Below are 21,218 nucleotides of genomic sequence, written 5' to 3' on the forward strand. Positions count from 1 at the left end.
TCGAAGGCCGGGCCGTTAGACTGCGATCAATAGTCGGTGTCATAATCGCTGTTGTAGTCCTGCTGAATGACGACGTGACGGCGGTGATGCATCGGACGGTTGATCGATCCGGTGACCACAAAGTCGCTGGACCGGTGATGATGCCGGCGCCAGGCGCGCTCGCCATTGTCGTAAAACGCCTGCTCGCCATGATGGCGGCGATGGAGACGGTGTCCGTTNGGCGCGCTCGCCATTGTCGTAAAACGCCTGCTCGCCATGATGGCGGCGATGGAGACGGTGTCCGTTCCGATAGACGACCACACGGTCGTTATTGTTGTCGTCCCAATAATGGCGGTGGTGATGTGGCTGGGTCTGGACGACGATGCCTTCTTCTGCGGACGCGACCGCAGGTGCAGCCAAGCAAAGCGCCAATGCGCCAAGGATGATGGTCTTCATTTCGAGTTCTCCAAAAACCTAAAACGCCCTTCGGTAAGGAAACTTTGCTCAACGACTTTGGTTCCGGCATCGATCGAGACGTGCCCATGAGCAACGTGCGCAAACTCGCAGCGATCAGACGCCAACTCGCGCAAATAGCGGCGCTCGTCGCTGAGATCGAAACGGAGTTCGAGGATCGGGGTTCTGGAGATTGGGTCGAGACGGCGGTTGCCGCCGAGGCTCTCGGCCAGAGATCGGAAAGGTTTCGGCCGGCGCGTCGGCGGCAGATGGAAAGCCGACGTAGCGCGGCTATGCGGGAATATTTTCGGCAACGTGACAAACGCGACGGGACGCATCGCGTTTGCGATGGACATAATGGCAATGAACATCGCTGCCAAGATATCTCGCCCTTCGAAAACGGCCAGCGCCGCTTACTTCAGATCAGCACTGAAGCTCCCGAGACCGACCTCGGAATTCGTCGCGGCGGAAAATTCCTACCGCAAAGGTCCGACGCTCGGCGGAGTCTGAGCGGCAGGCTCGAAGCACTGAAGATCGAAGCCAACATCGACAACCCTTCCAGGGCGAAGATCCCGACGCCCGGCATCGATCCTTCAAGGACCAGACCGGCGGCGGCCGGCACTTTGAGAAGATTGGGTCACCAGTGCGCAGCCGGCCGTTACAACTGCAGGTCCAAACAGCCGGACATGCGCCGATTTCAACGGCATCACCAGCCAACTGATAGGCGCGAGCATCTCCAATTTCGTGGGGCTGTCGTCCGGCTTGTGCTCTGCTCGGGCTACATCGATGCCAACAACACTGGCGCAGGCAACGCCGCTAACAATGATTTCCTGTGGGGTGACGACGCTGGTTATTTGCAAATGGCACTTCTATCCGGGGGCCGATTGTCCAAGGATCGAATTCTCGTGTCGTACCCTTGGCAGGTTACCAGTACTGCCATTTCGACCGGCGTGCCTGTGGTGACAACATGGCACCACGAAGGCGGGAACCTCTATGTCTCCGTCAATGGCGGCGGCACCGAGGCGTCCGTGGCGTCGGGTAATACCATCAACGATTTGATGACGCGTGATCTCCTCAAGCAGCGCCGTTAGGCTTTGTCAACAGTCGGCTTTTTTCGCCGTGGCGACCTCCACATGGCTCTCAACAACGCGCACGTGCTCGGCGGCGACAGTCACCAGTGGCCGGAGGCTGACGGCTACCTTGTCGCCGTCGATGCGCGTGACCGGGCCGACTAATTCCATAGTGGCCGATCACGGCCTTCGAAGTCGAATCGACAACCGAATGCGGGAAGTCATAGGAGGGAATCGTCACGCTTATGCGATCGGGTGTCATCCGGCCGCGGGCGGGTGCGGAGAGTTGCTAACAAATGAGTGTCCGTGGCCTGAAGTTTCTCGATAAGTGGGTAGCCAAACAACTGCCCATTGTGGCGCGGGGAGACCCCATCTCGGTTGGCGACTTGAAAGACCAGTTGATGACAGCTGCCGAGAAGGCCGGCATTCCTGCCGACGAGATCAACGCGAGCTTGAAAGCGTCTTCGAATTGATTATCGAAGTGAATCTTCGTGGCGCCGAAAGGGCGGACTTAGCCTGAAGGCTTCCCCGACGTGCCGGTCATGTTCTACATGCCGGACTGCCTGACAAGGGGCTCGCTTACCTAACCGGCCAGCGCCACGCCAATGCCATCAAATGTAGATCGAAACCGCGAATCCCCGGTTTGTTCTGGTCATGGCTTCTGCGCCGTCCGGTCACACAGCGCTGGTGCGTTCACCCCTCCGGCTGGGTAGGGTCCGGTTCTTGGTGCCGCTCTCGTTGTTTTACGAGGAACAGCTTGGCGAGTTCGCCCACTCAGGATGATCCGTGGTCTTATGCTCTTCTACGAACTCGAGGAAAGCCTTGCGCAAAGCGTCAAGGTCGAAAATCCCAAGATGCTCGCCCATACCGTCGTCCATGCCCGCGCCTCTCAACGGTATTAGCTTGTCCTCTCGTTTGAGCCTTCAAGAGCGATTCCCTGAGTTTCGGCTTGGGAGCGCCTACATGGTTAATTGCGTGATCGCTACAGAGGGGGGCTCTATCTTCCCGCGCAGCGGTCCATTTCTATGGATGGTAGCGCTAGCTGATGCGACATCATACTGCAGCGCTCGCTGCCTCACGGTGGCGGGCTTCTTTGTTGCTCAGCCCCAGCGTCTCGACGCCGGGCTGCGGAACGCAAACGTCGTGATGTCGTCACGGGAAATCCCGATGTCGCTGAGCATGTCGTCTGGTGACTCGCTCAACTCGTCCGTTGCCTTCAACAGCGCCTTCTGCTCGGCTCGATGACGGACCCAATCGGCAAGGGGACCAACTGCGACAAGAGGAAGATTCACAAGCATAGGAAGGTTCACAGGCATCGTACCACTCCCTTTACCGCTGCAGGAAACTGCACGTAGCCTACGCCGATACGTCGATGCGTCTGTGACAAACCTCACAGACCGATCCGAACGGGCAAAAACTCCCCGGATGCCTGACGGTGGCGGGCTTTTTATATTAGCAATGCATAAAATTCGAGAAGGTTCATGGCATCGTTGTTAGCAAACTCGCTGCTATCGTGCGACGCAGGGCTCGGTGGATGGTGTGCTGGAATGCGCGGGGCTGGATGGATCAGGGGTCTGATGGAAGCTGACGCACGCGATCTGCGGAGCGAGATCAGTCGGCTCCAAATAGACTTGATCGCTGCCGCCAACTCTCAGGGTAAATCCAGGCTGCATGACGTCGCGCACACACTGCGATGCCAGAAGGCGCGGCTGGAACGTTTGGAGGAGTGCCTCGCTTCAATGACGTCGAATGTCCGGCCAGAGGCATCCGCAACCCCGCCCAATGAAGGCCGGCCGTAGGGCAGCTCATCATTTCCGAAAGAGAACCCGCTGCCTCACAGTGGCGGGCTTTTTATTGCTCAGCCCCTACGTCTCGACGCCGGGCTGCGGAACGCAAACGTCGTGATGTCGTCACGGGAAATCCCGACGTCGCTGAGCACGTCGTCTGGTGATTCGCTCAATTCGTCCGTTGCCTTCAACAGCGCCTCCTGCTCGGCTCGATCACGGATCCAGTCGGCAAGGGGAGCAACGGCGACAAGAGGATGATTCACAAGCATAGGAAGGTTCACAAGCATCGGGACCACTCCCTTACCCCTGCAGGAAACTGCACGTAGCCTACGTCGATACGTCGGTGCGTCTGTGACAAACCTCACAGATCGATCTGAACGGGCAAAAACTGCCCGGACGCGTGGCGGCGGGGGGGCTTTTCTATTTTGCCATCGGCTCACCGAGCGCAAGCCAAGTGACTTCACCGGTGGCTGTACGCACCAAGGCCGCACGGGTCGGCGAAACCATGCCGCGCCATAAGCTTGTCGGTGACGATTCGGAAGTCGGCGAGCGCACCATCGACGTCCAGATCAACCGACTGCGCCGGAAGCGATCCGTCCAATCCGGTCTGGCTGCAGACGGTACGCGGTATTGGGGACAGGCACCAGTGATCGCCTATGTACGGCGCCATTTTCGGACGAACGTCTTTTTCATGATTGGGAGCGGTGGCGGTTCGGCGCTGATAATTGTTGGTGTCGCCGGTCTGTTGACAACAGCCGCAAACGGGAACGCCACGGCACCAACAATCAATCCAGCCGCCAACCAGGCAACTGTCGACCGGTAATCCTGTATCATAGCGCACCCTCAATAGGCAGATAAACTGCCAGTTCGGCACTAGGCAAAGATTACGGCGGTGCGCGCTTCGTGCAGCAAAGCGGACTGCCGAGGTTCAATTAAGCTGATCCAGGATTCCTGAGCTGCTCCGCCACCACCCAACTCCCGTAAATCTGGAAACCGATAGCGCCAATCGCAGCTGCCGAAATCGGCACGCCAAAAGCAACGACGCCCTTCCTGTCCATATGCTGGACATAGACGCGAAACGAGCCCGCCGGCAGCAGGAACGGATTTACCACCACCACGGCCATGGCAACGGCGAACATCATCAGCAGCAGAGAAAACACAACAAGGCCGGCGCCGCCGACCAGTGCGGCATGACTGCCATCAGCTTGACATCGCCGGCTCCCACCTTGCGCAAGGCCCAGAAGGGGAAGAACACGACAAACAGCAGGAGGCCGGCAGCCACGCTCAGGCCCATGTCCCACCAGGATCCGGACTGAACAGCCACCAACAGCAGCGAGCCTAAGCCCAAGCCGAGCAGCAGCAGCACGATGGCGTTGGATATCTTTTGGGTGGTGAAGTCCACCCAGGCAACCCTTGCAAGCAGAGGGATGGCCAACGCCTTCAATAGCAGCGATGCGACTAGCAACATGCAGACAGCCTACCGCTCGAGGTCCTGCACGCTGGACGACAGGAGCTTCAGATTGTTGACCACGGTCGGATCGTTGGGCGCCAGCTCATAGGCTTGAGGAAATTCGCGCGTGCGTCCTGCAGCTTGCCGCGCAGCAGATAGGGATAGCCGACATTGTTGTAATATTCGGGCGTCGCGCGGACCAGCTTGAAGGCTCGGCCATAGGCCCGATCGGCGAGGTCGAAGCGATGGATCCGGTCGCATGAGGCGGCCAGTCCCATCCAGGCGCCACCATCATTGGGGGCCAGTTGCGTCGCCTTGAAGAACAGGGCGCCGGCATTGCCGTAATTTTCCGCACGGAACTAATTTTTTGGCCTCGGCGGCGGCCTGGTCCGAGACATAGTATTCGACGTCGCCGACCGTCTTCAACCCGTCGAAAGTATCGCCAAAGGACGTTACGTCGCCTTTCGACGGCTCGTTCGTGCGAACGACACCCAAGCTGCTATCGGTGGTCGCGGTTTTTGTTTTGGTGACTTGGGCCCGGCGATCTATGGCTTTGCCGGCGTTGACGCGCGTACGCCCGGTGGCGGGATGAGCGGGTTGCTCTACCTGCACGGATCGGAATTGCGCGCTACCCGGGCGTCATCGTCTGCAGCATCGAAACGACGCGCATCATTATCGGGACCAGGACGATTATCAGGCTCAGCGGAAACAGAAATACAGCCAGCGGAAAGAGCATCTTGACAGGCAGGGCATTGGCCTTTTCCTCGGCGCGCAGGATTCGCATCTGGCGCATTTCCTTGCTGTAGACGCGAAGGCTCTTCGTCACACTGGAGCCAAGTTCTTCCGACTGTCGAAACAGCACGGCAAGCGATCTGGCCTCGTCGATGCGCAGGCGGGTCGCCAGGTTCGTCAATGCATCGCGTAGGCGCCGGCCGCCGCGAACTTCAAGCATCATTATGGAAAGGTGCAGCCCGAAGTCGGGCCGAGTCGCCATGAACTCACGCGCGACACGATCGGCCGCCGCTTCGACACTCAGGCCGGAATCGACGCAAACGATCAACATATCCATGAAATCGGGAAAGACCCTGCGATAGGCCTTCTCCTTGGCAACTCCCATGCGTTCGAGCACGACGCCTGCGATAAAAAAAACAAAGCTTCCGCCTAACATGGACACCAGAATCGCCATCGTCCTGGAAATGCTAACCAAATAGTGTTCGAAAACCAGAAATATACCAAGCATCACCAGTAAGGAGATCGCGGCACGCGCGGCCTGAAATATTGCACTTGCCCGCGGCGAAAAGAACCCGGCTCGCAAGAGCCGGTTCGGCAAGGAATTCGAATTCGTGTCTTTCCTGACCACATTGAAATAGTGCTTGATAAAGAGACCATACTTGTCATCGGCTATTTCGGAAGCAGGTCCGTAATAGGAACCGCCGATCGCCTCGCCGTCGGTCGCGGCATCTGTCAGCCTGGACGCCACTTCGCGTTGGCTCGCAATTCTTCCAACAATGACCGTCGAAAAAAGCAGAACGCCGATGAAAGTGGCAAGGAGGATCAGTGTTTCGTTCATCTATCGCACTCAAAAGTCGAAATTCACAAGTTTATAGAGAATATAATTCCCGATAGCCATCACGATGAAGGCGATCGTGAATATAACGTTGGTATATCCACTTGCCCAGATAGGGTCGAAATATGACGGTGAGAGCGTGTTGATCAGGAAATAAAGGAGGAAAGGGAAAGCCGACATGGTCAGGGCTGTAATCCTGCCTTCAGCGGACAAAGCCCTGACCTTGGCCCGAAGGATCGCCCGTTCGCGGATCACGTTCGCCAGGTTCTCCAGAATCTCGACAAAATTGCCGCCTGTTCCACGCTGGACGCTCATCGAGATCGCCAGAAGCTTCAGGTCCTCTGCTCCGACGCGCTCGATCATGTTGAGCATCGCATCGTTTTGATCGGTTCCGTAGGTGAGTTCGTCGCTGAGCATGCCGAACTCCGTCCCTATGGGATCGGGCAATTCCCGCGAGACCATGGATATCGCTGTCGGCAATGGATGCCCAGCCGCAAGGCTCCGGGTCACCACGTCGAGTGTACTGGGCAATTGGGCAGTGAATTTTCTTATCCGAGCCCCGCGCATACGCATCACGAAGATAAGCGGCAAGGCGGCCAAAAAGAAGACCACTAGAATGATTTTTGGAATAGTCGACACGCCGAAGTAGCTTAGCAGCAACCAGACCAGTGCCGCAGCCGCCGGCGCGTAGATCGCCAGCCTCAAAACGTCCAGTTTCAGTCCGGATTGTGCGAACAACCGCCGCAGTTGAACCACCGGCTTAACACCACCCCGATCATAGTCAAGCGCCCTTTCGCGGACCATCCCCTTGAAGACGCCTAGACTGTCCTCAGTGCCTTGCAGAAGCTTGAGGCGGTAGTTCAGCGAACTGCTTCGCTGGAATTGGTTCGCGACAATCCCCGTGACTCTCTCGAACAGTATCAGGCCACCGATAAAAACTAGTGCGTAGATGAGCATGAGGTCCATTGCGCACCTACACCAATGAGCGAGCTGGGTCGAAAATGTCGCCCGGTATCTGGAAGCCCAGTTCGGCGATATGCTCGAGGAACCGCGGACGGATGCCGGTTGCCCGGAACTGTCCATTCACCCTGTTCAAGTCGTCGACGCCAAGCTTCTGGAATTTCATGATCTCCTGCATCTGGACGACGTCGCCCTCAATGCCGGTGATTTCGGTGACTGACACCAGGCGCCGCGTGCCGTCGTGAAGGCGCTCGACCTGGACGATCAGGGTGATCGCCGAAGCGATCTGGGACTTGATGCTCAACTGCGACATCGGCATGCCTGCCATGCCGATCATTTGCTCAAGCCTGGAAACCGCGTCCCGCGGCGTGTTGGCGTGAATCGTGGTCATCGATCCTTCGTGACCGGTGTTCATGGCCTGCAGCATGTCGAACGCTTCCTCGCCGCGAACCTCACCGACGATAATCCTGTCGGGCCGCATACGGAGGGCGTTCTTCAGGAGCTCGCGTTGGCGTATTTCGCCGCGACCGTCCAGCGTCGGCGGCCGCGTTTCGAGCCGGCCGACATGGGGTTGCTGAAGCTGCAATTCGGCGGCGTCTTCGATCGTGATCAAGCGCTCGCGATTTGAAATCTGCGACGAAAGCGCATTGAGCATGGTGGTCTTTCCGGAGCCGGTTCCTCCGGAGATGATCATCGACACCTTGCCCTTGACCGCCGCGGTCAGCAGAACCTGCATCGCCTTGGCCATAGAATGACTTTCGACAAGGCGCTCGAGCGTGTACGGGCGGCGCGAAAACTTGCGGATCGAGACGAGGGGACCATCGATCGCGACCGGCCTGATGGCAGCGTTCACGCGGGATCCGTCGGGAAGTCGCGCGTCGACCAGCGGCGACGACTCGTCCACACGTCGCCCGACGGCCGTGACGATCTTGTTGATCACGCGCATGAGGTGGTCTTCGTCCTTGAACCGGATAGGCGTATCCTCGAGCTGGCCATAGCGCTCGATGTAGACGTGCTCATGGCCGTTGATCAGGATATCGGAAATCGTATCGTCCTTGAGCAACGGCTCTATCGGGCCGAGCCCGAGCATCTCGTCGGTAATGTCGCTGATCAGAGCGTCGAGCTCACGTGCATTGAGCGGGAAATTCCGCGCCCGGACATATTCGCGCACCAGCGGCCGGATCTCGGCGGCGAGTTCTGCGTTCTGCGCCGTCTCAAGCAGTCCGAGATTGATACGGTCCAGAAGATAGCGGTGGAGGTTCACACGCTCCGAAACCATGTCGGGGCCAAGAGCACCGTGCTCCTCCGGTTTCGGCTCCTCGGTCATCGCCGGCACGGAAGGAACGACTTCGGTCTTGTTCTTCTCCGCGAGCGCGAGGTCGGACGCCGCGACAGGCGCCTGCGGCAGATCCTCGGATCGTGACCTGTAAAATCGTCCAATGATGCCGTTGGCCATACCGCCCGCTTCCTATTCGACAATCACTTTTGCGCCAATGTCCACCTCGCCATAGAGCTTCAGCACATCAGCGTTGGTCATGCGAAAACAGCCGGAAGACACGAATCCTCCGATCGAGGGCGCATCGTTGGTGCCGTGGATGCGGTAGAGTGTGTCGCGCTGCCCCTTGAACAGATAGATCGCGCGCGCGCCAAGCGGATTGTAGGGGCCTGCCGGCATCATTTCCGGCAGCCGCGGATCGCGCTGGCGCATCTCGGCCGGTGGCCGCCATTCTGGCCATTCAGCCTTGCCGCCGACGCGCACGGTGCCGGTCCATACGAACCCATCCTTGGCTACGCCGATCGAATATCTGGCGACTTTGCCCGGCGCCACGACGAAGTCGAGCGTTCGCGCCGCGGTCGAGATCAGGATTGTTCCCGGCTTTTCCCTGGTTTCCGTCGCAACGACGCGCCTGGTAATCGGCCCAAGGCTCTTCGGCACCGGGTCGCTTCGTCGCTCTGTCGCATCGGCCTTGCCGATGCCGGCGACGGCCATCAACACAAGACCGGCTCGGGCGCTGCCGCGCGCGAGGCGGCCAATCCGACCCAGACCGGTCATTTGACGGCCTCGGCAAGTTTTTCGATCTGGCGGACGAATTTCGAGCGCGGGTTGACTTCGGCCGGCAGCATGCCGCGATTGATTGCCTCGTTCATGGTGCCCCAATCGTCCTCGACGACCATGGCGCTCGATTGCTTGAAGATGTTGTTGGCGTCCTTCTTGCCGATGCCGAAGCTGAAGAGACGCCTGCGATGCTTGTTGGCGATGATCTTGATGGCAATATCGTCGCTTCTGAGCTTCTTGATCCGGTTGTAGACTTCCTTGGCTTGCTGCAGGCCGGGAATGGTCAATTCGGTGACCAGATGGATGGAATTGACCGCGGCCAGCAGTTCATCCTTCCAGCTCGTCTCGTAATAGGGGATGTCGACCACGGTGTGATTGTTCTGGAGAGACACGACGTCCAGCATGCGCAGGACAAGTTCGCCGCCGGTGGGAGCCATGGTGACGCCGGGTTGGCGGAACGACAGCAGCGAAAAACCGCGCTGGTGCTTTTTCTTGATGATGTCGATGAATTCCAGATCGACCCGCGAAGGCTGGGCGATGATCGGCCGCAGATCGTAATCATTGAGCGTATTCAGGTAGTGACCGCAGGCGCCGGTGGCAAAATCGAGATCGAACAGGGCAACGCTGACTTGCGTCTTCTTCGCCGTGCGGGCAAGCGCATCGGCCAAAGAGATGGAGACGGAGGTTCCGCCGGCTCCGCCCACCGCCGAGACGACCGCATGCACATGGTTGCCGCCTGAATGCGCCATTTGCACATTTCCGGTCACGGCTTCCAGGAAGCTCTTGCGGTCCAGCGGCTTTCTCACCCAGTCATTGCCGTTGAGCTTCAGCAACAGCCGCATGCGCTGGTCGGTGAGCGGATCGGAAACCACAATCAGCGGAAGCGCGGCGAACTTGCGCCGCAGTTCCTGCGCGACGGTGCTTTCGAGGAGGGCGCCATCGCCGGCGTCGAGCACCAGCAGATCGTAGCTTGCCGGATCGACCGTCATGCGCTTGTCCAGCAGCGCGCCGTGATCCTTCACCTCGGAATCGTATTGCGAGAGCGCCGACAGCGAGCTCTGCATGAACTCGGACGCCGCCTGATCCGCCGAGGCGATCAGCACCTTTATTCTTCTCGAAAAGTTCATATGGCTTGTCATCCGAGAATGCCCGATATTCCGCAGCCTTGGTCAGCTGCCCGAGTTTGTGTTCAAGTCCTCGCTGGTGACGGTCACCGGCATGGCAGGAACCGTAACATTATTGAGTCCTAATAAAGCACCGAGTACAGGCAGATTGAAAGTGATGCCGAGAACTTCCATGCGTATGGTTAGCACCGCGCCCCCCGGCCTTCCGTAATAGCCAAGTCCCGACATCATGTAGGTGACGCGAACGTTGTTTATGCCGATGCGCGGGTTCAGTTGGCACATCGCCGGACTGCCGGTGCCGATCGCGTTGCATGATGTCGCCGTGGCGCCGCCATACACGATACGGTTGAGTTCCGCCGTGCAGGCCGGTCTCCCGGTGCAGGTCCAGGGGCCAAGCGCGCCGACCGGTATCGCCACGCCGCCGTTGGTACTGCCGGCGGCTGTTACGGTGACGGGGTCGAAGCCGGTTACCATCGAACTCGAAACCGCTGCCTTGCGCGCGCCGAATTGCAGCGCCTTGACGGTCTGGTTCCACTGGAACATCGCAAAGCCGAACTCGACGAAGGCGGCGAAAACAAGAATGACCAAGGGCATCACGAGGAGGCCTTCGGCGAGCGTGGCACCGGACTCCTCATGGGCGAAGGTTCGGAGAGGCGCCCTTACCATCCGATATATCTCTCTTCGTGATAGGCTTGGATGGTGATGTTGGCGAGGCCAAGCCAGCCGAACAGCGGTGAACCGCTGTAGGCATGTGAGGTGCTCGCGACCTTGACCGTCTTCCCCGCACGCGTAACCGTGGCGAATACGATTGCACTTCCGCTTGGCCCCCATCCCGCCACCCGCAGCGCTGTGGCGGCGGGGTCGGACGTCCCGTAATAGGCGATGCGCCGGGCGACAGTCTCGCTGCATTGCGACACGTAGCCGGAAAGCGCGTTGCTCGGCTGGCAGCGGGCAAGATAGCGCGCCGCGTCACGCAGGCCGGTCTCGACCTGCTCCTTCTCCCAGAAGATGTTGCCGAATTCCAGGACGCCAACGGAAAACAGCGTGACGAACGGCACGACTATCAGCGCTTCGGCGAGGACCGCGCCGTGCTCGTCGCGGTGGAACCGTTCGAGAAACCGTTTCAGCCGGGTGATCATCGGACCAATTGCGCCTCCTCGCGCAGAAACTGATCCAGCGTCCCGCTGCCGCCCTGGCCCGTAACATCCACGATCTCCAGGCGGATCGGCTTTTCACTGGCGGTTGTATCGTCTTCCTTGCTGTTGTCTTGTTTTTCGACAGGGTTCGTCAGGAACATGCTGACGAATGCATCGGGTTTAAGAGTCGTTTTGCCGCTGATCGTCGTGTGCTTGGTCGAATCGGAAAAGTCGCCGCAATTCACAACGGCCGCGAAGATGGTGCGACGGTCCGGTTTGTCGCTGAGTGTCGCCGGATCAGCTGTGTAGCAACGCGGGACGCCGTTTTCGCCGCTCCCCTTGTTGCCCGCCCTGTCTGCAACAAGATTGTGGGCGATTTCATATCTGTAAACATCGTAGCGTGAGGCGTTCTGAAGCGCCGCCGGGAAGGGGGTGCTGACATGATTCAGACTCCAATAGCCGGCTCGGTCCCAGGAACCATTGGTGCTGATACCCAGGCTGGGCGTCGGATACGTTCCTGGCCCGAATCCCATTGCCTTGGTCGGAACGTCACTGTCCACTTTGCCGCAGCCAGACGAGCCAGTCGTAAACTTGGCTCCCTTTCGAACATTGGTGGCGGGGCGATACAGCGGATCGCTCTTCGCCGAACCCAGGCTTCCGGCGTATATGTCGAAACGCACGTTCAAGCCGACATTCACCTGGCCGAACGTTACGCCGGTCTTGGTAACCACGGATTTCTTGGTGTAGCACTGTCCGCTGGCTCCCTTGGCGAAGGCGTCCTTGAGCGGGATATCGGTGTCCAGCAGTCCGAAGTTGCCGGGGCCGGGTGTGCTGTCGGTCTTGAGCACTTGCAGTTCGCGGCTATAGGTCAACCCCTGTGCGTATGCTTGTTGCATCGAAAGGTTCTGAGCTTCGAACGGATTGCAGATGAACATCGGGGTGACGTCACACGCGGCGGCTGTGTATGTCGCGACGGCCTCGGCCTGGAAGTTCAGCGTCTGGGTCGCCAGCCCGACCGGTAACGGAAACAGCGAGGTCATGGCGCGCGGCGTCGAACGGACCAGGACATAGGCCGCGGCGGTGCCGTCCGTCGTTCCATTCGTCGCAATCCAGGCAGCATTGATCGACGTGTCGTCGGTGGGCGGAATGGTGGTCAGGTACGCCACGCTGACCTTGGTTTGGTCCATGGTGATCGGACCACCATTGGAAAACCTTGCTTGATTCTTGACCAGGTCGGCAATCGCGGCATTGGCCCGTGTGATGGCGTCCGGCGCTCCGTTCAGCTCTCTTGCTCCAGCAAGCGCCAGTCCGTCGACGGCATTCTGCAGATCGGTATGGAGATTGTTGCCGCGCGACACATCGATGATCAGCAGGCTGAGGCCCAGGAGCATCGGCATGGAAATCAGCGTCAGCGCCGTGACATAGCCACGGTCGTCGAACAGCAAATCGAATATCTTCCGTTTCATACCCAGCCCCAATGTCGGTTTTCGCCGCACTTAGCTTCGCAAACCCGGAGCCGCCGCTTGCTCCCTGACCTGTCCTCGTTTGTTCGTCCTCAGTTCGTGGCCGCGGCTTCGGTCGTCGCCACCGCCGGTAATGGCACGATTACCGCTGTTGGCGCATAGCGTTGCTGCGCCCTTGCAACCACGCGTCCGTTGCCTTCGATCCTGGTGTTCCATGCTTCCTTCGGGAACGGATCAATCGTCTGGATGCCGATATTGGCCTGCGGCGCGTCGCCAAGGCCGAGCGTCACCGAATCCCTGTGCGCCATGTAATCGGCGCAACCGCTCATCAGCAGGCATGCGCCGAGCACGGCGATGGCCGTCCTATTTCTTGCCGACGGCATACGCGCCTCCGAAATCGAGATCGATGATGTGGCCGTAAGGACCGATGACGCCCTTGCCGTCCTTGAAGCCCCGCATCATGTCCTTGTCGACTTCCAGCATGCCGAGCAGGAACATATCCACGTCGTTGCCCGGCCGCGTCTGGTCCAGCGGCGAATGCAGCTTCTCGTCGGGCGAGGTCGGCCGCACGATGCGTGGCGTCACCACGATCACCAGATCGCTCTCCCGCTTCTGGAACGAGGTGGAGCGAAACAGCGTCCCAAGCACCGGGACCTGGCCAAGCCAGGGCATTTGCTGCACGTCGCCTGCGTTGACCGCCTGCAGCAGGCCGGCCATGGCGAAGCTCTGCCCGTCACGCAGTTCGACGGTGGCATTGGCTTTGCGCGAAATGAAACCGGGATTGCCGTTGACGGTGACGGAACGGTCGATTTCGCTGACCTCCGGCTCAATCACAAGATTGATGAGGCCATCGTCAAGGACGATGGGGGTGAAGGAGAGTTTGACGCCATAGGGCCGATAGCTGATCTCGGTCGCGAGTTCCCCGCCAGTGGACACCGCACGCGTAATCGGCACCTCCCCGCCGGCATGGAAGCTGGCCGTTGTGCCGCTCATCGTCACAAGATTTGGCTGCGCCAGCCGGCGGACAAGACCCTTCGCCTCCAGCGCGTTGATGACAACGTCGATGCGCCAGCCGGAAACTTCCAGCACCTTGGCGATCACCTCGCCGAATGGCGTGCCGTTCTGCGTAGCGACGCCGCTGAGTACCGGCTGGAGCTGATGCGTGTCCTCGTTGACGCCAATGTTAAGCCGGGGAGCCGCGGTAAAGAGGCCGCCGCCGGCTTTTACGCCGTTGAACCCGATCCCGAGATCCCGTCCCGCACTGCGCGAGGCCTCGATGATGCGGACCTCCAGCATCACCTGCTGGGCGTCGGCAACACGAACCTGGTTCAGCACGGGTTCGCTCGAATATTGCTGCGCGATCTCCAGCACCCGGGCAAGATCGACGCCGTCCTTGACCACGCCGGAAATCCGTATGCGGTCGTTGACGTTGGTGACGGTCAGCTGCGAACTCGGCACCGCCGAGCGGATCGCCGCCCTGATTTCGTTGAAATCGAGCATGATGCGCACATCGATGACGCCGAGAAGATTTTTCGCGTCGTCATAGATCGAGATGTTGGTGGCGCCCGATCCCTTTCCCTGGATATAAAGCGAGCGTTCCGTCAAGGGTACAACGTCGGCCACCGTCGCGTTGCCAACCACGAGATCGGCGAAACGGCGGCTGGTGGTGATCGTCAGCGTGCTGCCCGGTGCGACCGTCACATGAACGACGTTTCCACCGCCGATCGTGATGGCTTTTTGCTGGGCGTATGCAGGCGCGACGAGACCGGCAAGCAGGGAAATCGCGGCAGCCAGAAACGCAATTGCGCCGAGAAGGCGCATCGGCCCCGCGGCCGGTGCGCTCCTGTCTTCAAGCTGGTGATTGCCCATGCCCCATCCCCCTTGCTCGTCCGCCCCCGAACGGCTTCCTGTCAGTCCAGCAGCTGGACCCGATATTCTTCCCGCTTCGTATTGCGCGAAACGCCAATCACCACGAAGTCCGGTTTCGGCGCCGCCACCAGAACCGGCTTTGCGGGTTCAGCCGGCACAGTATTTGGTTTGAGCTTGTCTTCCATCGCGCCGAGGCGATTGCCGAGCGTGTCGCCGACACTTTTTACGAGCTTCTCCAGATCGGTAAGTCTGCTTTCGTCCTGGTCGGCGCGATCGTTCTTGAGCGCCTGCGCCATCGGCCCGCCGCCGAGATCGGCAAGCGTCACCGGCTGCGTCTGTTCCACGCCGGAAGAAGCGACATTGCGCAGCGCCAGCGAAAGCGTGCCGACATTGCCGGCCAGCGTCAGCTTCTGCGCCTCGGTGGTGGTGACTTCGAAGGTCACGGTCTTGACGACTTCGACCTTGTCACTGCGGTCGTCCGCGGTCTGGTCGGCGGCCAGGACCTTGACCCCCTGCAGCAGCACGTCGACAAAAGTCTGGTCAGCGCCGGAATCATCCTTGACCACCCGCGTCAGCATGATGTCGACGCGATCGCCCGGCAGCACAAAACCGGCGACGCCGAGCACGTCGTTGACGCGGATCGAGACCGCCTTCATGCCTTCGCCAAGCGCCGCCGACAATGTCGCGCGCTGGCCGGCGCCGGTGATCTTGGAGGCGAGCACCGGCTCGTCCTTTTCCATCGCCGACATGACGTAGCGAAGCTCACCGTCCTTGCCGAGCAAATCCTCCGGCTTGCGGAAGGCGCCGGCCGGCAGTTCTCCAGTCGGCCATGCAAGAGCCCTGACATCCTCCGCCTTGACCGCCTCGCCAAAGCGCAGTGCGCGGGTGGCGACAAGAATCGTATTCTCGGATGCAGGCTCGCCCAGGCCGGCACGCTGCGCGAGAAGGTCACGCTGAGAGGCGAGATAGGAGCGGACGCCGAAAACCGCCAGCAACGCCAGCGCGACCGATACAAGCAGACTTATGATGGTAGAGCTTTTCATCGACCGCCCCCGCCGTAACTTTTTCGCCCAGACAAAACGATCAATCAATCGAGATAATAACTAGATAACAAGCGGCGGACAAAGTCGCTTGTTATCTATGCACCATATTCTGCTGAGGTCAAAAGACGGCAGGCAAGCCGCCCTTTGACCGCCATCGGTGTTACGCCGGGGCGCCGCCCAGAGTGCCAAACCATGTGGCCCAAGTACCCCAAGATGCAGCCAGGTTGGTGCCGGCAAGGGTGACCGCCGTAATGACGGCCGCGGTGAGTACGCCGAGAAGGATGAGATATTCAGTAAGTGCGATACCGTCTTCTTCGCGGGCGAAGGCACGGAACATGCTGGTCAATTTGGTCATGATGATACTCCCTTACATGACGTTTCCATTACCGGTCCGCGAGAGGAGCCCCCCAGCGCCAGACAGCTTTATTAATATCTCGTTAATTAGTGGAGCGTCAATTAGTGAATTCTAACGCTGCCATTCTCATTTGGTTTATGGTAAATTAACAACGGTCCTATGCACCTGCTCCTACTTGGCCGGGGAAGCAGTTCCAAAGAGGTGTGAGTCGAAACACAACAAAGACCATCCGTCGCCGACCGTGGCGCCTCCTTCTGGTTACTTTTGGCTTGAGGTTTCCGACCAATTCGCCCGCCAGTTCCCTTAAGACCCGATCAAGTTGCCGATCGCAGCCGACGCGCCGGAGGCTTTCGTGGGCATGTCGCGGCCGATGGCGTTAAATCAATCCTAATGATTCGGGCAGTTTGGGACCGGCAATATGCTGGTATGCAAGAGGGGTAGGCGGGATGGAATTCCTCGGTGTATTGGCCATCATCGCAGCAGCGGGATTGATCCTCATCGCCGCAAGGCAGGACTTCTTAGCCTGGAAAATACGCAACTGGACGGTTCTGGCGCTTGTGGCGGACTATGCGCTTCTGGCGTTGATTCGCTGGGCGGGATCGCCAGGGGCCGGCATTCTGGCGGGGATCAATAACGATTCGCCGCTCCAGGGCGACCTTGCCGCCGGCCTGCTGCTGCTCACGATCGGCTTCGTGCTGTGGGCCTTCCGGATGTTGGGCGCCGGAGACGCGAAACTGTTCTTCCCGATCGGCCTGTTCGTCGGGCTGAACCACCTGTTCTCGTTCGCCGTCGGCCTTGCCGTCGGCGGGGTGGTCGTCAGCCTCGCCTTGCAATTTCCCGTGCCGCTGCAATACCATGCGTGGCCGGGGCTGTCCCGCATCGAGGAGATCCGAAAATCGCGCAAGGTGCCCTATGGCGTCATCATGGCCGCCGCGGCGCTGGTTGCGATGTACTTACGATATTTCGCGGTTTGACAGGTCTGGTTGTTGTCAAGCCCACCTGGCGCTGGCGAGCGAACATACAGGACAGTTCGTCTCAACCGAACTCGCGCAGAGCGGTCAGCAGCCGGATCTCAACCTGCCGCTTGGCGGTCGACTGCGCAATCATGTCGCGTATGACGAACAGATGACTCACCGCGCAGGCCAGAGCGACGACCGCGAAAAGGCCGACGCCAAGCACGGGGAAGCTGGTGAAATCCGGCGTCCAGTCGATCCGCGATGCCGGGCCGGTAGCGCCCGCGTCGGCACCGGCTGAAAACACTCCGGCGCGACCCATCGACAGCAAAAGCATCAGGAAAGCCAGATGTGCTTGGAGAAATAGTGCCCTGCCGGCTGGACGGGATGAGAAAGCAATCACGGCGGCGGCGAGTGCGGCAGCCGCGAATATGACGAAGGCGGCGGCGTAGCCGGAACCGGGCAGCCCGGCAACCAGGTAGACCGGCTCGCGGACCAGCGGGGCGAGAGTAATAAAGCCTTGCCAGGCGGCGGGATCAGCGGGTGAGGCGCCAAGCCGATAGGCGGACGCAATGAACGCCGCGCCGATGCCAAAGGTCAGCGTGGGCGCTAGGTAGATTAATCTGGCGACATATTTCAGCATCTGTCGTCCCCGCAATGTCTGCGCAGACGATGGACCGTTTCCGTTAAGAATTGGTTCCGCGCAAACCTACTTGCGGACTTTGCTGTAGGTTACTTTTCCGTCGGGTGCCACGGTCCGCTCGAACTGGACCGGGTTGGCCGGACGGGCAGGTTCGGAATGCACTTCCTTCGGCTGCGACGGGGGAGCGCTCAGAACGATTTCCCTCGGTGGTTCCGGGGCGGCGAGCACGGTGTCGCCGGCCTCGGAGACCGCTTGCAAACGCTCAACCATGTCCTGGTTTTCGCCCGTGAGCTTCGCTACCTGCTTCTCGAGTTGCGCGGCCTGATCGAGAAGCGCCGAGATCCGCCGGTTCAATTCCCCGAACTGGCTTTGGACACCCTGGTTGACGGTGTCCAATTGTCTGGAAAGCCGCGTCTCGAATTGACCGAGGCCGGAAAGCCGATCCTCGAGCGCGGAAACCTCGCGGATCGACTGGAAGAGAAAGATCAGCATGACAACCATGCCGATGGCCAAAGCAAGCGAGATGACGTTCAGCGTGATGGCTATGCCGCCGGCCACTCCGGCCTTCTGCATCAACGGCCCCGGCTCTGGCGGCTTCGAGTTTTGGGGATACGCCAGAATTGCCGGTTCACTGTCGACGACGAAGTTAAGCATAATCGCCTCGCCGGACCGGTTCTTTCAAGGGAGGAGGCCGAGCCGTCCGGTCCATGTCAGTGCAGCCGTCCTTCGGAACCCGCCGCGAAGACATGGCGTCACGTCCGCTTCGCCAACGACGTGCTGTTGGCCAGTAGCTGAAGGTTGTTTGCGGTCGTCTGGTTCGAGGGGTCGAGCTCGTAGGCTTTCAGGAAATTGCGACGAGCCTGCTGGAGATTTCCACGCAGAAGATAGGAGTAGCCGACATTGTTGTAGTATTCCGGCCGCCCGCCGATCATCGTTGCGAGCTGGCGATAGGCGAGGTCGGATGTATCGAAACGGCCAATCTGATCGGCAGAAGCCGCAAAGCCGAGCCATGCCTGCGGGTCCTTGGGGAAGAGTTCGACCGAGCGCTTGAAGAGCGCGTAGGACATTCCGTAGTTCTTTTCCTTGAACTGGGTCTTGCCCAGTGCGACCAGCTCATCGGTCTTGTAGAAGGACACGTCGGGGAGGTCCTTCACGGAGGCGGCGCTGTCGCCATAGGACGACATATCCTCGGTCTGGCAACTGGCCAGAAACAAAGCGGCGACGGCAACTGCCGCCAAACTCCCCAGTCCCCTGAACACGCTTCTGGACCTTTCCCCGTCCCCAAGACCCAATCTTACCTTCCCCAGACCCATCTTATCAAAGTTTGCTATAGGCCGGATAAGCGAAATCCAACAGCGCCATACAGTTTATTAGATATTTCTGAACAAGATGTTGCAAAAATGCCCCGCTTCCCGACCGGACTACGACATGCTGACTAAGAACCTGTTCGTGTGCGCCGCTGCTGAAATCGACCGGGCGGTGCTTTCGCGCCGCCGGCATCGTCCGAGTGAAGCAATAGGCCTTGACCATTTCTTCCATCGGAGAATGGCGGTGCGGTCTGGGCTGGTGCTGATGGCATTCATGATCCTCGCCTTTCCGCCCCAGGCGCTCGCTTTCAAGCCCGGCGGCTGTCTTAGGGTGGTTGGAGTCGATCGTTGGGACTTCCTTTATATACGGGAGCGACCGGACCACCGGTCGGCGAAGGTAGGAGCGATCGACCCGGAAAGCATCTCTCCGATTGTGATCACCGCCGCCTGCACCCCGGCCGGCGCGCCGCCAAGACAGCTTTGGTGTCCGATCAAATACTATGTCACCAAAGAGGCAATCCGCAGGGGATTCGTAAAGGCCTTCTATACGAAGGAAGTGCCCTGTCCTCCGAGCCTTGACTTCTATCGGGAGTGACTCGAGCGCGGCCGGATCAGGCCGAGGCATTCAGCCGCTTCGTCGCAAAGCGATCTCCGTCCCGGATGATCGCGCGATTGACGCAAGCGCTCATGAGGCCGGTGCCAAGCTTCCACTCGCATTGAGCAGGAAGCCGGCCAATGAAAACGCCGGCCGCCACGATCAGGACGCTGACAAAGACCACCAGAATTCGCACAGATTGCCGAAACATAAACTACAGCGCCCCAAGGTCGATCCACCCAAGTTAGGGAGCTTCGGCTAATTCGACGTTAAGAGCAGCGTTAACGCTTTCTTAAGAGCGAAGTTGCGGGCACCGTTAAGAAATGCTTCATTCTCCGTTGGACAGGGGAGGGTGGATCATGAAAATCTGGTCGTTCGACTTCGCTGGGCGCCTGATCCTCATGCTGGTTTTTGCATTTTTCGTGCTTAACGGGGTTGGGCGCCTCGTCGCACTCTTTGGCGACGCGCAAATGTCTCCAGACGACTTCATGCTCCAATTCGTCTCGCGGGCGTCTTCGCTCGTCTTCTCCACGCTGTTGGTGACGTTTACCATCATCCGGCTCCCGCCTAGGGATATCAGCCTTGGCTGGGGGCCGCGCATCGCAGCTGTCTGCGGAACTTTTATGCTCGCGACTATCGCCATCATGGTTCGCCCAACACCGACAGAGGGCATGCAAACCGTCGCGGCATTGCTGGTTTTCGCGGGCATGACGGGCTCTGCTTATTGCCTTCTCTGGCTCGGCCGATCGTTTTCGATCGATGCGCAGGCCCGCCGATTGGTAACGCGCGGTCCTTACGCCGTCGTCCGTCATCCGCTTTATCTCGCGGAATCGCTCTTCATGCTCGGAGCCGTCGCGGCCAATCCGTCACCCGTGGTCATCACGTCCGTCGTGGTGAATTTCGGCATTCAATACTGGCGGATCTTGAACGAAGAACGTGTCTTGTCCTTGTCCTTTCCCGAATATGATTCGTACTCGCGAAAGGTGCCGATGCTCATTCCTTTTTCGCGAAGGTTGACGCTAGCCGCGCGCATTGAGCGGCAGCAGTCGGAGACGGTTCCGGGTAGGGCGCCCCACATTCATCGCTGATCCGGTGCCGCTTGGCATTGAGGCCTTCCATTGGAAGCAACTTAGGATCTAGAGGCGTGCGCTGCCGTCATCCGAATGAGCTGGGACGATCCGCTCACGGGACCTGGACCCACCTTTATGGCGTGGCGCTGGTTTGCGGGATTGCAAGACGATACCAAGCTTGGCGTGTTTCTTGAAACCGCCGTCCCTAGTAGCAAATAGAGGCCGACGCAGGGAAGCTCTCAGCGCGTCGCAGGGCGTCATTCGTGGTTGTGTGCGTCAAGTTCTGCAAAATGGGGCAGCCATGATGCTGGTCATGCGGCTTGGCGCAGAGCGAGCTT

26 protein-coding genes and 1 pseudogene are annotated in these 21,218 nt (G+C 59.5%); 6 read left to right on the forward strand and 21 right to left on the reverse strand.

Features of this window, described 5'->3' with window-relative positions; all coding sequences use genetic code 11:
- Window positions 1–26: 26 nt before the first annotated feature.
- A complete protein-coding gene (locus X728_RS1000000169180; protein WP_245266164.1) occupies window positions 27–419 on the reverse strand; it encodes a hypothetical protein in 393 nt (130 codons plus the stop codon).
- Window positions 420–521: 102 nt separating this feature from the next.
- Between X728_RS1000000169180 and X728_RS147255 the strand changes: the two genes are divergently transcribed.
- Entirely contained in the window at window positions 522–1,523 is a 1,002-nt protein-coding gene (locus X728_RS147255) for a hypothetical protein (RefSeq protein WP_023832117.1), read from the forward strand.
- Window positions 1,524–1,798: 275 nt separating this feature from the next.
- A complete protein-coding gene (locus X728_RS1000000169190) occupies window positions 1,799–1,975 on the forward strand; it encodes a DUF768 domain-containing protein (protein ID WP_023832119.1) in 177 nt (58 codons plus the stop codon).
- Window positions 1,976–2,602: 627 nt separating this feature from the next.
- On the opposite strand, the gene X728_RS147250 is transcribed toward X728_RS1000000169190, so the two are convergent.
- Together X728_RS147250 and X728_RS147245 are read right to left on the reverse strand one after the other, a co-directional pair.
- Complete coding sequence (locus X728_RS147250; protein ID WP_023832121.1) at window positions 2,603–2,818, reverse strand: DUF1127 domain-containing protein; 216 nt, start codon at window positions 2,816–2,818, stop codon at window positions 2,603–2,605.
- A gap of 542 nt (window positions 2,819–3,360) precedes the next feature.
- On the reverse strand, window positions 3,361–3,576 hold the full coding sequence (locus X728_RS147245) for a hypothetical protein (RefSeq protein ID WP_023832123.1): 216 nt from the start codon (window positions 3,574–3,576) through the stop codon (window positions 3,361–3,363).
- Window positions 3,577–3,785: 209 nt separating this feature from the next.
- Here X728_RS147245 and X728_RS1000000169195 point away from each other — a divergent pair.
- Window positions 3,786–3,939 (forward strand): annotated as a pseudogene (locus X728_RS1000000169195) (winged helix-turn-helix domain-containing protein); the annotation flags it as partial.
- A 282-nt stretch (window positions 3,940–4,221) separates the two neighbouring features.
- Here X728_RS1000000169195 and X728_RS1000000171645 read toward each other — a convergent pair.
- The 15 genes from X728_RS1000000171645 to X728_RS147180 form a co-directional block, all read right to left on the reverse strand.
- Window positions 4,222–4,449, reverse strand: coding sequence for a hypothetical protein (locus X728_RS1000000171645; RefSeq protein WP_245266165.1), 228 nt, complete (start codon window positions 4,447–4,449; stop codon window positions 4,222–4,224).
- A complete protein-coding gene (locus X728_RS1000000171650; protein WP_245266166.1) occupies window positions 4,431–4,691 on the reverse strand; it encodes a prepilin peptidase in 261 nt (86 codons plus the stop codon). The genes X728_RS1000000171645 and X728_RS1000000171650 overlap by 19 nt, the downstream gene beginning before the upstream one ends.
- 113 nt (window positions 4,692–4,804) lie before the next feature.
- A complete protein-coding gene (locus X728_RS1000000171655; RefSeq protein ID WP_245266167.1) occupies window positions 4,805–5,017 on the reverse strand; it encodes a hypothetical protein in 213 nt (70 codons plus the stop codon).
- Window positions 5,018–5,367: 350 nt separating this feature from the next.
- On the reverse strand, window positions 5,368–6,309 hold the full coding sequence (locus X728_RS147235) for a type II secretion system F family protein (protein ID WP_023832125.1): 942 nt from the start codon (window positions 6,307–6,309) through the stop codon (window positions 5,368–5,370).
- Between the two features lie 9 nt (window positions 6,310–6,318).
- Window positions 6,319–7,272 carry a type II secretion system F family protein gene (locus X728_RS147230; RefSeq protein ID WP_023832126.1) on the reverse strand — a complete coding sequence of 318 codons (954 nt, stop codon included), beginning with the start codon at window positions 7,270–7,272 and terminating at the stop codon, window positions 6,319–6,321.
- Between the two features lie 7 nt (window positions 7,273–7,279).
- Window positions 7,280–8,722, reverse strand: a complete 1,443-nt coding sequence (locus tag X728_RS147225; protein WP_023832127.1) for a CpaF family protein — start codon at window positions 8,720–8,722, stop codon at window positions 7,280–7,282.
- 12 nt (window positions 8,723–8,734) lie between these two features.
- Entirely contained in the window at window positions 8,735–9,319 is a 585-nt protein-coding gene (locus tag X728_RS147220; RefSeq protein WP_023832128.1) for a L,D-transpeptidase, read from the reverse strand.
- Window positions 9,316–10,449 (reverse strand): MinD/ParA family protein, encoded by a 1,134-nt coding sequence (locus X728_RS147215; RefSeq protein ID WP_050589929.1) that lies wholly within the window; start codon window positions 10,447–10,449, stop codon window positions 9,316–9,318. Before X728_RS147215 ends, X728_RS147220 begins: the two co-directional genes overlap by 4 nt.
- 42 nt (window positions 10,450–10,491) lie before the next feature.
- On the reverse strand, window positions 10,492–11,112 hold the full coding sequence (locus X728_RS147210; protein ID WP_031195665.1) for a TadE family protein: 621 nt from the start codon (window positions 11,110–11,112) through the stop codon (window positions 10,492–10,494).
- Window positions 11,106–11,585 carry a TadE/TadG family type IV pilus assembly protein gene (locus X728_RS147205; protein WP_023832131.1) on the reverse strand — a complete coding sequence of 160 codons (480 nt, stop codon included), beginning with the start codon at window positions 11,583–11,585 and terminating at the stop codon, window positions 11,106–11,108. Before X728_RS147205 ends, X728_RS147210 begins: the two co-directional genes overlap by 7 nt.
- The gene (locus tag X728_RS147200) at window positions 11,582–13,048 is read right to left on the reverse strand and encodes a TadE/TadG family type IV pilus assembly protein (protein WP_031195667.1); all 1,467 of its coding nucleotides are present in this window, start codon (window positions 13,046–13,048) and stop codon (window positions 11,582–11,584) included. Before X728_RS147200 ends, X728_RS147205 begins: the two co-directional genes overlap by 4 nt.
- A gap of 89 nt (window positions 13,049–13,137) precedes the next feature.
- Entirely contained in the window at window positions 13,138–13,428 is a 291-nt protein-coding gene (locus X728_RS147195) for a hypothetical protein (RefSeq protein ID WP_031195668.1), read from the reverse strand.
- Window positions 13,409–14,914 carry a type II and III secretion system protein family protein gene (locus tag X728_RS147190; protein ID WP_023832134.1) on the reverse strand — a complete coding sequence of 502 codons (1,506 nt, stop codon included), beginning with the start codon at window positions 14,912–14,914 and terminating at the stop codon, window positions 13,409–13,411. Before X728_RS147190 ends, X728_RS147195 begins: the two co-directional genes overlap by 20 nt.
- Before the next feature lie 41 nt (window positions 14,915–14,955).
- Entirely contained in the window at window positions 14,956–15,957 is a 1,002-nt protein-coding gene (cpaB, locus tag X728_RS147185) for a Flp pilus assembly protein CpaB (protein ID WP_023832135.1), read from the reverse strand.
- Between the two features lie 160 nt (window positions 15,958–16,117).
- Complete coding sequence (locus tag X728_RS147180; RefSeq protein ID WP_023832136.1) at window positions 16,118–16,312, reverse strand: hypothetical protein; 195 nt, start codon at window positions 16,310–16,312, stop codon at window positions 16,118–16,120.
- A gap of 446 nt (window positions 16,313–16,758) precedes the next feature.
- On the opposite strand from X728_RS147180, the gene X728_RS147175 reads away from it, so the two are divergent.
- Window positions 16,759–17,286 carry a hypothetical protein gene (locus X728_RS147175; protein ID WP_023832137.1) on the forward strand — a complete coding sequence of 176 codons (528 nt, stop codon included), beginning with the start codon at window positions 16,759–16,761 and terminating at the stop codon, window positions 17,284–17,286.
- A 61-nt stretch (window positions 17,287–17,347) separates the two neighbouring features.
- On the opposite strand, the gene X728_RS147170 is transcribed toward X728_RS147175, so the two are convergent.
- From X728_RS147170 to X728_RS147160, 3 genes are all read right to left on the reverse strand, one after another.
- Complete coding sequence (locus X728_RS147170) at window positions 17,348–17,908, reverse strand: hypothetical protein (protein ID WP_023832138.1); 561 nt, start codon at window positions 17,906–17,908, stop codon at window positions 17,348–17,350.
- A gap of 66 nt (window positions 17,909–17,974) precedes the next feature.
- The gene (locus X728_RS147165) at window positions 17,975–18,562 is read right to left on the reverse strand and encodes a hypothetical protein (RefSeq protein WP_031195670.1); all 588 of its coding nucleotides are present in this window, start codon (window positions 18,560–18,562) and stop codon (window positions 17,975–17,977) included.
- Window positions 18,563–18,660: 98 nt separating this feature from the next.
- Window positions 18,661–19,092: a tetratricopeptide repeat protein gene (locus tag X728_RS147160; RefSeq protein ID WP_245266169.1), complete on the reverse strand. Its 432-nt coding sequence runs from the start codon at window positions 19,090–19,092 to the stop codon at window positions 18,661–18,663.
- 244 nt (window positions 19,093–19,336) lie between these two features.
- Between X728_RS147160 and X728_RS147155 the strand changes: the two genes are divergently transcribed.
- Window positions 19,337–19,810, forward strand: a complete 474-nt coding sequence (locus X728_RS147155; RefSeq protein WP_031195672.1) for a hypothetical protein — start codon at window positions 19,337–19,339, stop codon at window positions 19,808–19,810.
- Window positions 19,811–20,169: 359 nt separating this feature from the next.
- Window positions 20,170–20,898, forward strand: coding sequence for an isoprenylcysteine carboxylmethyltransferase family protein (locus tag X728_RS147150; protein ID WP_196815086.1), 729 nt, complete (start codon window positions 20,170–20,172; stop codon window positions 20,896–20,898).
- The last annotated feature ends 320 nt before the right edge of the window (window positions 20,899–21,218 follow it).

Source organism: Mesorhizobium sp. L103C119B0 (genome assembly GCF_000502235.1).
Taxonomy (GTDB): Bacteria; Pseudomonadota; Alphaproteobacteria; order Rhizobiales; family Rhizobiaceae; genus Mesorhizobium.